Below are 12089 nucleotides of genomic sequence, written 5' to 3' on the forward strand. Positions count from 1 at the left end.
CTCTAGCACTGTCTAAAGGGAAAAAAGAAAATGAATATGAAGTTAATAAAATCAAATTAGATTTTAAAAGTGAAATAGAAGAGTTAGAAACTGAACATGAACAAATGTTAGAGGAAAAAGAAACGGAAATTAAAAATATAGTATATAAAAAAGATGCAGAATTAAAACAAGCTTTCCAAGTTAATTTTAATGATAAAAGTAAAATTAAAGAATTAACATTAGAACTTTCTAAAATAAAAAAGGAAAAAGAAATAGAGTTTAATAATTATAAAATTAATATAAAAAGTGAAATGAAAGATTTAGAAAATGAATATGAAGAAATAATACAGAAAAAAGAGGCAGAAGTTAAAAAATTGTCCTATGCAAATTTAGAATGTAAAAAAATAATTGAAGAATTAGAAGTAAGTAAAAATAAGTTTAATAATAAAGAAAAAGAATATATGAAAAAAATTGAAGTATTAGAAAAAGAAATAAATGAATTAAATTTGAAAATAAATAATTCCATTAAAGAAGAGAAAAAAGCTAAAATTTTAACTGTGAAAGAGAAAATAGATATTAAAATAGATTCTGCAACGGCATTAAGTATTTTAAGTAGCAATTTAGGATTTATTGCAAAAACAGATAAAGGATTAAAAGCAGTATTGCAGAAAGAATTTGATAGTTTTGAAATTTTTAAAATAGATTTAAATAATAGTGTAAAAGAAGGAAATTGCATAAAGATAAGCAGAAATATAAAAAAATTAATAGAATTAGTGGAAAATATATCAAACAAAATAAAGTTATATAGTATAGATTTACCAAATTCAAATGAAGATATAATAAAAGATTTTAAAAAGATAGACAATCTTGTTAATTAAGATAGGAGTGAATAAAGATTTGAATTTAAATGAGTTAACAACAAATGAATCTTTAAATAAAAAATTTGAAATTATAAATTTAAATTATAAATTTAATATAAAATCAGATATTGAAAAAGAAAAATTTAATGAAGTAAAAAAAGTGATATTTGTTAAATACAAAGATAAAAAATATATAAAAATAAATAATAAGATTTTTAATGCTATCTTAAATGAAAATTTAGGAACTGTGGAAATAGGAGGTTATTTTGATAATAAAATTCCTGATGGATGTGATGAATTTTATTGGACAAGTGAATTAATAGAATTAAGTTATATAGATATGAAATTAGATAAAATGCCTTTTATAGATAAAAAAAGAATAAAAGTAGAAACCTTAAGAAAAGGTATTTATTTAAATGTATCTATTATAAAGGAAGAAGAAAAATATTTAGTTTATTATAAAGATGAAATAATAGGTAAAGTTAATAATACGAGACATAAAAATACTATAGAATCTATAAATGTTAATAAGGATTTTTTAGTAATGAAAGAAGGATATGTATATATATATTCAATTAATAAAATAGATAAATTAGATAATGCATTTAACATAAGTGTAAATGCTAAAGATAAAAATATTTTTAAAAGAATAAGAAGAAAAATAATAGATGGTAGTTGTATAAATGGAGAAATTTGGATGTTTATATCAAAAAATGATGGAAATAATGAAACAAAAGATAATTTTATTTTACATTTATTGGATGAAAAATATTTTTGCTCATTTTCTAATGGTTCTTTAATTGTAAAGAATTATTGCAAAAAAAATTCTAAAAACAAAATATATGCAATAGTAAGAAGTAAAAAAGATATAAATGTAATTCAAAATATAGATATTGATGATTTGAATAATATGGATATATCAAACAGTGAATTTTTTAGTAATATTTTAAATGGTTCAGAAGAAGAAAATGAAGATTTCTTTGTATTAATGAATAAATATAGAGCTATTGAAGAAGAAGCCTTAGAAGAGATGAAAAAAATTGTACATGAACTTAGATATAAGGATATAGTTGATGGAAATACATTTAGAGTAAGTGATGACTATATAGAAGATTTAAGTACATGGCAAAATAAAGTGGGAGCTTTTGTTCAAACTAAAGCATCAAATAGAGAAAGATTTAGTTTAGGATCTATTGAAAGTATTAGTGAGAAAAGTGTAACTATAAATATTCAAGATGATTTAGTTAAAAGTGTAATACCCAAAAAAGGAATATTAAACATTGATACATTGCCTTCAGAAGTCATGCAAAAGAGAAGAGATTTTGCATTTAAAAAGTTATCAAGTGGAGCTACTATGCTACCTGATTTAAATAAAATATTAGTGGGGAAATATCACTTTGATGAATTAATTTATAGAAAAAAATTATCAAATTTTGATATGAGAAATATGAATGAGAAGCAAATAAAAGCTGTAGAAGGTGCTTTAAATACTGATAATATTTTCATTATACAGGGGCCACCAGGAACAGGGAAAACTACAGTAATAAGAAAAATAGTAAAAAGTGCTATAGAAAATAATGAAGAAGTATTAATATCTTCATTTCAAAATTTAGCTGTAGATAATGTTTTAGATGGTTTTTTAAATGAACATATAATTCCTTACAGATATGGAAGCACAGAGTATAGCTATGCAATGAAAAATATATGTAATGAAATAGTTAATGATATATCAAAAAATATTGAAAATAATATATCAAATAATACTGAAAATAAATTAAAAGAGTATAAAAATAAACTTAAAACTTTTAAATCTTGTATATTATTTTCAGTAAATTTTGAAGAGAGAATAAATCTTATAAATGAAACTATTCAAGCAATGAAAGAGTTTAATGGAAGTACTGCTAATTATAATTATATAAAAAATGTACTTAGTGAAGTAAGTGTTAGTAAATTAGAAGTTTTAGATACTGAAAAAGTAAATGACGAGTTTTGTAAAAATACATTTATAAATATGTTACCAGAAAGCTTTGAAAATCCTATTGAGGATCTTTATACTCCTTTAAATAAATGTGTAAGATATGTAAAAAAGCAAAATAGAAAACTAAAAAGTAGTACTTTAGATAATATAATTACAAGGTTAAATCAGATAAGCGCTATCGATATAATTGAAGAAATAACTGAAAATGAATATAAAAAGCACAGAGATTATATAATAGGGGAATTAAAGCTAATAAAATCTTCAGAAGAAAAAGTTGAAAGTATAGATAATACAGAAATAATAGATGAAATATTAAAGGTTATAGATAAAGAAATAGATAGCATACCAGAGTATTTAGAAGATAGTAAATATAATGTAGTGGCTAATTTTAATGATAAAATAAAAAAATCTCCTATTTTAATTGAAGAGATTTTAAGAAAATATGCAGATGTAAAAGGTACTACCTGTCAAAAGGTTGGAAGTAAAGGTTTTAGTGAAAACTCAGGTACAACAAATTATTTTTATTCTATAATAGATGAAGCAGGTAGGGCTAACCCATTAGATTTATTAATTCCTATGATAAATGGAAGGAAAGTAATATTAGTTGGTGACCATAAGCAGTTACCTCATATGTTAGAAAGTTATGTTGAAAATAAATTTAAAGATGATGAAGCATTTAATGAAAATCTTTTTAATGAATATATAAAGGACAGTTTATTTGGAAGACTATATTCTATATTGCCAGATAGCAGAAAAATAATGTTAGATACTCAATATAGAATGAATAAAGAAATTGGAGATTTAATTAGTGAACTTTTTTATAATGGAAATTTAAAAACAGGAACTAAAATAATTAATGATACGCCTATATATACAGGAAAATCTTTAATAGCTAGAGATATAGTAGGCAAAGAGAAAAAAACAAGTTCAGGATCATTTATAAATGAAATGGAATGTGAAAAAATAATTGATAAGTTAAAAGAGTTAAATGAAAAAAATAATAATGAATCACCTATATCGGTGGGGATTATTTCATTCTATAAATCTCAAGTGGATTATATTAGAAAACAAGCTTCAAAATTAAAATTAGAAAGTTTAGAACTTTCTATTGGAACGGTAGATTCATACCAAGGATTAGAAAAAGATATTATTTTCTTATCAACGGTTAGAAGTAATGGTGTAGGTTTTACAGCAAATCCTAATAGACTAAATGTTGCTTTATCTCGTGCTAAGAAATTGATAGTAATATTCTCTAATATGAAAAATACTAATAAAAATTCTTTATTTAAAAAGATTTTTGAAAAGTGTAATACAGAGGAGCGTTAATTATGTATATAAATTTATATGGAGAAAATATAGAAAATGCTGTATTCATTCCAGTATATTTTTTCAAGGTTTGTGTTTTTGAAGACTCTCTTATAGAAAGTAAAGTAGATGTTTTAGGACAAACTATATTGGAGATGCTTGATGTAGGAATGAAGTTAGATATTGATTATTTAAGTAGATCAATTGGAATCCCAAGTAAATATAGAAAATTACTTGAATTTGAAGTGGATGATTTAAAAGATAATGGTTTAATTACTGTAAATGAAAACAACAATATAGAAGAAATATCAGAAGATTATAAATCAGCAGCATATTATTATGCATTATATGATCGTGTAAATAATAATCTTATGGATGTATTTATTAAAGAGGAGCTTTTTGAAAAATCTATTAGAAAAAATCATAAAATTGATGCATCAAAAGGTTATAAATTAAATTTTTTAACTAGGAGTAATATTGATGCATATGATCTTAGTAGTAAAGTAGATAATCTTATTAAAAAAATTAATAAAGTTATAGACATAGATAAGGATAATTTTAAAGTAAAAGAAATTGATGAGAATGAGAAGAAAGAGTTAGAGTTGTTAAAAGAAGGAGGACTAATTCCTTATAATAAAATTCATTTTAATTTTATTGATAATTTTAATTTGAAAGAGGAAGGGGAGTTATTATTAAAAACAATTATTACTCCAGAGGGAAATATAGGGTATGAATGTCCATTTACTTATAACAATAAATCATTATATATTGATAGATACATTTGGAATAATGTTGATGAAAAAAGAATTAAAAGTTTAATTAATATAGATTGTTTTAATCAATTAGAAGTATGCGAAAAAAAAGTTGCGTTATATTTAGAGGAATATAAGAATTTTGATAGTAATTTAGAAAGAGTAGAATTATTTAATCAAGCAGTATACTATAGTAAAATTTTAGAGTGTGAGGGTGAATTATATAAAAACTTTCAAACTCCTATAATAGCTTATGATAAAATTGCTAAAGGCTTGCTTAAGGATTGTATTGATAAGCTTGGAATTTCTAGTAGAGAAGGAAAAGAAATAATATTAAAAGATTATATAATTAAAGATGAAGAAATTTGCAATGTTTTAACTGAATATCTTATATTTAATACTATAGTTAATAAAAAGACCAAAATTATTAGAAAAGGATCTAAACTTCAAAATTCAATTTTTGTAGGTTCAATAGGAGATTATTTATATATAATTTATTTAGCCCCATTTTTTTGTGAAAATGATTATAGTAAGAAGGTATATAAATTATTTACAGAAGATGAAAGGTTAATAAATTTTTTAAACGATTTATGGCTTTATAGAAATAATACAACTCATAATGTTGAGGATGGAAGATATTATGATTTAAGATATGATATGGAAATAAAACATAAAGAAAGACAGCTTCAAGAATATAATGTATTGCTAGAAGAATTATTTTATTTTGTAGAAAAATTAAGTGAAATATTAATGGAGGAATAATATGAGTATTGATTTAAATAATGATAGTAATGCTGAATTATATGCATTAGAAGTACAAAAAGCTTTAAAAGATGAAAAAGAAAAGTTAATTGAAGAAAAAAATAAATTAATTAAAAGAGAAGAGATTATTATTGAAAAAGAAAGTTTGTTAGTAAAGAAAGAAGAAGATATTAATGAAAAAGAAAATATATTAAATGAAAAGGAAGAGAAATTTTTTAAAACTCAAAATGAAGTTGATAATATAATAATAGAATTAGAAGAAAAAGAAAAAGAAATTAAAAGAAATGAAGAAAAAATTATTAAAAAAGAAAAAGTTTTAAAAATAAGAGAAAAGAATTTAGATAAAATTGAAGAAGAATTAGATGAACGTCAAGAAGAAATAGAGGAAAAAAGAAAAGAATTTAAAAAGAAACTTTATAATTGTGAAATTGAAGCAGAAAAAAAAGCAAATGAAATAGTAGAAAGTTCAAACAGTAGAATTAAAGAGTTAAGTGATGAAATAAGAAGCTTATATCAAGTAAAATTAGAAAATGAATTAAAAGAAAATGAATTAAAAAATAAAGAAGAAATAATTGAAAGATTATCATGTGAAATTTTAGAATTAAAAAATAAGATTTTGTTATTTGAAAGAAATGAAGAATTACAAAAAAATATATCACTAGAAGAACTAAATAATGAACTAATAAGCACAAAAAGTAAAAATAGTGATTTAAATAAAAAAATTATTGATCGTGAAAATAAAATAAATGAATTAAATTATTTAGAAGATGAAAATAATGTTTTAAAAAATACAAATGAAATATTAAGGGGAAGGTTAAATAGAGCATTATCACAAATAGAATATTTAAAGAGAATAGAGAGTTCTAAAGATACAGGAAAAGATTCCACAGGTGCTATATTTAGAGAAATAATAGATAATCAAAGAAAATTAGATGAAAAACAAATTCCTAAAAAATATGTGGGAGATGAAAAGTTTATTAATGGTTTTATACAATTTTGCAAAGAGGCAGGATTTAAGTATAAAGAGAATTTAGTAAGAACATTTTTATCATCTATAAAAAGTTCAAAATTAACTATTTTAAAAGGTTATTCAGGAACTGGTAAAAGTTCATTGCCAGAATTAATATCAACATATTTAAGAGCAGAGTGTGTAACTATTCCAGTACAGCCTAACTGGAGAACAAAACAGGATATAATGGGATTTTATAATTACTTTACTAATAGATTTATTCCTACAGAACTAACTAGAACTCTTATAAGAGCTAATATAAATAAAGAAAGAATTTTCTTTGTAGTTTTAGATGAAATGAATTTATCAAGGGTTGAGTATTACTTTAGTGAATTTAACTCAAAGATATGGATGTCAGAAGATAAGAGAGTTATAGAACTTTTTGAGGGAGTAGGAATATATGATGAAGAAGTAAGCAAATATATAGTTGATAATAATATTAATATTCCAGACAATGTATTTTTCATAGGAACTATAAATGAGGATGATTCTGTTTCACCTATTAGTGATAAAATCTTTGATAGAGCACAAGTTATTAGTTTTGGAGAGTTGCCAAGTACTATAAGCGTTGGTAATTTAGATTTAGCTAAAAATAGTTTAGATAATAATGAGATTTATACTAAATATAATACCTTTGTAGAAGCTTATATTGATGGTAATCTTGATTTAAAGAGCTTGAAAATATTAGATAGTGTAAATTCTTTTATGAAAGATAAGTTTAATAAAGTTATTGGATATAGATCAATAAAGCAAGTAAGTGAATTTATAAATTTATATGTAAATTCTAAAGGAAAAGAAGAGGAAGCTTTAGATTTACAATTAGTATCTAAGTTTATTCCTAAATTAAAATTTATATATTCAGAAGAACAAATAGAATTAGTAAAAGATCTTGAACAACATATTAAATTAGCTTTTATGGAAGATTTTAAATACTCAGAAGAACAAGCAGATGAACTTAACATAATAAAAGAGATAAATAATATAATTAAGGAGATTGAAGGATAATGCTCTTATTATATAAAAATTTAAGTTCTTCAAAGGAAGACTTTAAAGAATTTGATAAAGAGCTAATTTATGATTTAAATGATACTATATTCAAAATAATATCTAATGATTTTATTAAAGAAATAAATTTTGATAATGAAGTTATTAAATGTGGTAAAGATTGTACAGAATTAGTTTTTCATAAATTAAAGAGTAGCCATAAGAAAAGTTTAGATATTATATTTAAATTTAAAGATAGATTTTTAAAAGGATATTCTAAAAAAGTAAGAATAAAAGTTAATGAAGAAAGTAGAATATTTGATAAAAAGGAAATAGAAGAATTAAATGAAATTGCTAATATTTCAAAAGAACTTTTGAGAAATAATTTTACTAAGAATTTTTCAGAATTATTATTTAAAAAATTTTCCTTTGATGGTGAACAGGATTATGGAGCTTTAAAGGAAAGATATGAATGTTATAAAACTATAATATCATTAGCTAATGATATTATAACTAATCCTAAAGTTGAGCTTGTTTTAAAGGAAGAAATTAAGGATTCTAGTAGAGTAAAAAAATTAAATGCTAATTCTGCAAGATATTTTACTATGCATCCAGAGCATTGGTATAAAGAAAGTACTTTAATGCCAAAGCCATTAAAAATTTTAACTTCAACTTATGAGGAAAATAGAGATATCTATGAAAATAGAGTTATTAAATTTATACTGTATAAAACAATTAAGTGTTGTGATAGAGATGTTAATAGGCTAAAAAATGAAGTGAGAATGTTAAAGCAAAAAATTTCTATTTTAGAAGGCAGAATTTCAACAGAAGCTTTAGTAGAATATGATAAAGAATATTTAAATGAAGAAAAAAAATTATTATTGAAGCAATATAAAAAATCTTTAGAGTGGTTTAATAATTTAAAATCAATTTATACTTCTCTTAAATTAACTTATGCTAAATATGATAATATAAAGCTTAAAAAGAGTTTGAAGTTATCAATAAATCAAAAGATTTTATATGATAAGAGGTATTTGATAATATTTAAATTATATAAAAATATATTATTAAACTTAGATGATGACATAGGAGATAAGATAGAGATACCATTAAATAGTTTTGTAAATTATGTTTTATATATAAATAGCGTATTATGTGATTCTTTAGAACTATTAGGATTTATAGTTAGAGAAGTAAAAGGATTAGATAAAAATAATATATTAGAAAATATAAATAAAATAGAAATAATAGGGACAAACTTAATAGAAACTGTTAGCTTTAAAATTAAATTTAATTTATATAATGAAGTGCAAAATACTGCACCAATAGAATTGAGTTTAAGTTGTAAGGATAATTTTGAAACTATAAAATTTTATACAGATTTTTCTTTAAATATAGAAGAGGAGTATGATAATAAATTAGAGTTTCTTTATAATAAATATAGTGATGATAAAAGTAGTTCTTTTATAGTTTCGTTTACTTCTATAGATGATTTAAAGTTTAAAAATGAAGAATGTAAAAAAGCTATCTTTAAATTAACTTCTTTAGGAAATAATTTTATAAGCAATGAAGATTATGATAGGTATGGAAATTTGAGAAAAGGAATGATGTTATTATCAATTTCTGATTCTAAATATGCTGAAAATAAGTTTAAAAAACTTTTAAGAGAAAAATTAATAACTTTAGGAATGTTAAATTACTGCACTTTTTGTAAAAATGATAAATTGGTAAAAGAAAATGAAGAAATGTTTATATGTAGACACTGTGGAATGGGTATAGCTATTCACAAGTGTAAAAATTGTGGGGAGAGTATTATAAAAGTATTAAATAGTAGAAAAATTGATGTAGTAGAAGAATATAATATAAACTTACTTCAGCATAAAAATTCTAAGGAAGATATACTTAAATATCACATGGATTATGAACTTAAAAGTAATTCTTTAAGTTCATGTTATGGTGATTTTTATTCTAATTCTGGAGGTTTTTGCAATAATTGTGGTAAATGTTATAAAGAATCCAAAGAAAATTGTATTAGATGTAATTTAATAAATTAAATATAAAGGAGAGTTTTTAAATGGATATTATCCAATCGTTTTTAAATCAAAGTGGATTAGGAATTTTTATAATAATTTTAATAGGTTTATTATTTATTACAGGTTGCATATTAAGCAATAATGTTGGAAAAAAATATAATTATCTTTTAAAATGTTTTAATGATAGTGAAGAAAAATTAACTAAAAAAAATCAAAATGATAAAGATGAAAAATTAGGAGAAAGAGAACTTAAAATTAATGAATTAAAAAGAATGGAAGAAGAATTTAAGAATAGTGCTCAATTAGGAACTACAAATGTAAATACAGAAGTTATAATACAAAAAAATACTGATAAAAAAACATTGACTAATGAAGCTATTGCTAATATATTACCTTCGTTTTGTATAGCGTTAGGTCTTATAGGAACATTTTTAGGATTAACAATAGCTATAATGAATACTACAGGAGTATTAGCAGAAGGAACTCAAAGTATGGATCAATTTTCACAGGCTATGAATGGACCTTTAGTTAATATGTCTAGTGCATTTTGGACAAGTATAGCTGGAATTTTGGCATCTATGGTTTTAAATGCAGTAAATTTAAAAATGAAAAGTTCTAAAGAAAACTTTTATGATTGTTTTGAAGATTATTTAGATAATGTAATATTTGGTATATATTTAAAAACAGAATTAAAAGATTTTAATGAAATAGTAAGAATATCTATGATGGCTTTAGCAAAAGATATGAGATGTTTATTCCAAGATGGAGTTAAAGAACTGGTGAATGGAATAAATAAAAATACAATTGATTTAACAGGAACAGTTAAAGAGCTTACTAACTATACAAAAGATTTAGATAGGTTAACTTCAAGTTTAAACCAATCAGTTGAAAACTTTAAAGATCCAGTAGATAAGTTTAAAGCATCCGTATATGAATTTACCACTTTAAGTGATGATTTAATGAAAGCAACTCAAAGTAGTGTAAATAAATTTACTGACAAAGTAGATTCTTTAAATAATAGTTTAAACTTATTATATAGTGGAATTGATGTTAACAAGCAAGAGTTAGAAAAGGTAACAAATTCATTAAAAATACAAGAGGAACTTTTACAAAGAAGTTATACAAACTTTACTGAAATAATGGAAGTTGTTAAAGTTTCACAAGATAAAAATAGTAATGAGTTTATAAATCAAATAGAAAAGTTAAATACAGGATATGTAACATTTGAAAGTGGATTAAATCAATTTATGGATAATTTAAAATTATTACAGGATGATATTAGTAGATCAATATCTGTAAGTTTAAAAGAGGAAATGGGTTCTCTTAGTAATAGTATAGTTAATAAATTAGATGTATCTATAAGAGAACTTTCTATTGCAGCACAAGAAATGGGTAACAATACATCAAATATTGGTCAATTAATTAAAGCTACAAATGAATGGATAGCTGTAACTAAAGAAACACTTTAAAAGGAGTGAAGTTTTATGAAAGTAAGAAGTAGAAGATATAGAACTATAAATGAAGCTCCTAGCTATTGGCCATCTTTTGTTGATATTATGTCCACAATAACTTTAGTATTTTTCTTTATAATGATTACATCTTTAGGAATATCTAATATATTTGTAGATAATATAGCTGAAAAAAGAGAAAACTTATATAATAAAATACAAGAAAATTTAGATAAAAATAATGTGGATAGTAATATTATGAGATTTAATAGAGATGAAGGAAAAATTGAAATAATGACTGAAAGTTTTTTTGATAGTGATAGTTCTAATTTAAAGGAAGATGGGAAAAAAACTGCTAATATGCTAAATGGAATATTTTTAAATCTTTTATCAGATAAAAGTATTAAAGATGAAATTTCATATATAGAAATTATAGGACATACTGATTTTGCAGGGAGTACTATATACGGAAGAACTTTATCAAGTGAAAGAGCTGTAAGTTTTTTAAATAATATTATGCCAGAAAATAGTGAGTTAGAGAATCTTTATGGAGATAAATTTAAGGCTTCTGGTATGTCAGAGTTTGAAAATTATAAAACTAAGGAAGAAAGAGATCGTGGAAAAGATGAGTATGACGTTGAAGCAACTAAGAATGATAGAAGAATTGAAATAAGAATGGTGTTTAATAATAGAGATTTAGAAGATTCTATAAAAGAAAGAAATAAAAATAAAGAGAATTAGGGTGAAGTTATGGAATGTTCAATTGAAGAATTATTTAGTGAAGATGAGATTTTAAATGAGGAAGAAGGATTTATTAACATATTTAATAAATGTAAAGAAGATTTAAATAATAAGGGGCTGTCGCATTAGCGGATAAAAAAATCCGCTAGCGATAGCTCCTTTTCTATATTTTTTAAAATAATTTTATATATTTCAACTATAGTTAAAATATATCTAAAAATAGACGCACTCAAATAAG

The 12089-nt window shown here is 22.7% G+C and carries 7 protein-coding genes; all 7 read left to right on the forward strand.

Annotation, left to right across the window (positions count from 1 at the left end; translation table 11 throughout):
* Positions 1-857, forward strand: an 857-nt coding sequence (locus tag GBZ86_RS17095) for a hypothetical protein (protein WP_170272186.1), incomplete at its 5' end; no start/stop codon positions are given.
* Between the two features lie 19 nt (positions 858-876).
* Entirely contained in the window at positions 877-4143 is a 3267-nt protein-coding gene (locus tag GBZ86_RS07830; RefSeq protein WP_152889390.1) for an AAA domain-containing protein, read from the forward strand.
* 2 nt (positions 4144-4145) lie between these two features.
* On the forward strand, positions 4146-5636 hold the full coding sequence (locus GBZ86_RS07835; protein WP_152889392.1) for a hypothetical protein: 1491 nt from the start codon (positions 4146-4148) through the stop codon (positions 5634-5636).
* 1 nt (position 5637) lies between these two features.
* Positions 5638-7650: an AAA family ATPase gene (locus GBZ86_RS07840; RefSeq protein WP_152889394.1), complete on the forward strand. Its 2013-nt coding sequence runs from the start codon at positions 5638-5640 to the stop codon at positions 7648-7650.
* Entirely contained in the window at positions 7650-9683 is a 2034-nt protein-coding gene (locus GBZ86_RS07845; RefSeq protein WP_152889396.1) for a DUF2357 domain-containing protein, read from the forward strand. The genes GBZ86_RS07840 and GBZ86_RS07845 overlap by 1 nt, the downstream gene beginning before the upstream one ends.
* 20 nt (positions 9684-9703) lie before the next feature.
* Positions 9704-11131 (forward strand): hypothetical protein, encoded by a 1428-nt coding sequence (locus GBZ86_RS07850; RefSeq protein WP_152889398.1) that lies wholly within the window; start codon positions 9704-9706, stop codon positions 11129-11131.
* Between the two features lie 15 nt (positions 11132-11146).
* Positions 11147-11851 (forward strand): OmpA family protein, encoded by a 705-nt coding sequence (locus GBZ86_RS07855; protein WP_152889400.1) that lies wholly within the window; start codon positions 11147-11149, stop codon positions 11849-11851.
* Positions 11852-12089: the final 238 nt, after the last annotated feature.

The sequence above is a fragment of the Clostridium tarantellae genome, from assembly GCF_009295725.1.
Taxonomy (GTDB): Bacteria; Bacillota; Clostridia; order Clostridiales; family Clostridiaceae; genus Sarcina; species Sarcina tarantellae.

Bases quoted from the DNA above. Each gene is read 5' to 3' on its own strand.
- GBZ86_RS07835 (WP_152889392.1), top strand. From the start codon at position 4,146: ATGTATATAAATTTATATGGAGAAAATATAGAAAATGCTGTATTCATT.
- GBZ86_RS07850 (WP_152889398.1), top strand. From the start codon at position 9,704: ATGGATATTATCCAATCGTTTTTAAATCAAAGTGGATTAGGAATTTTT.
- GBZ86_RS07840 (WP_152889394.1), top strand. From the start codon at position 5,638: ATGAGTATTGATTTAAATAATGATAGTAATGCTGAATTATATGCATTA.
- GBZ86_RS07845 (WP_152889396.1), top strand. From the start codon at position 7,650: ATGCTCTTATTATATAAAAATTTAAGTTCTTCAAAGGAAGACTTTAAA.
- GBZ86_RS07855 (WP_152889400.1), top strand. From the start codon at position 11,147: ATGAAAGTAAGAAGTAGAAGATATAGAACTATAAATGAAGCTCCTAGC.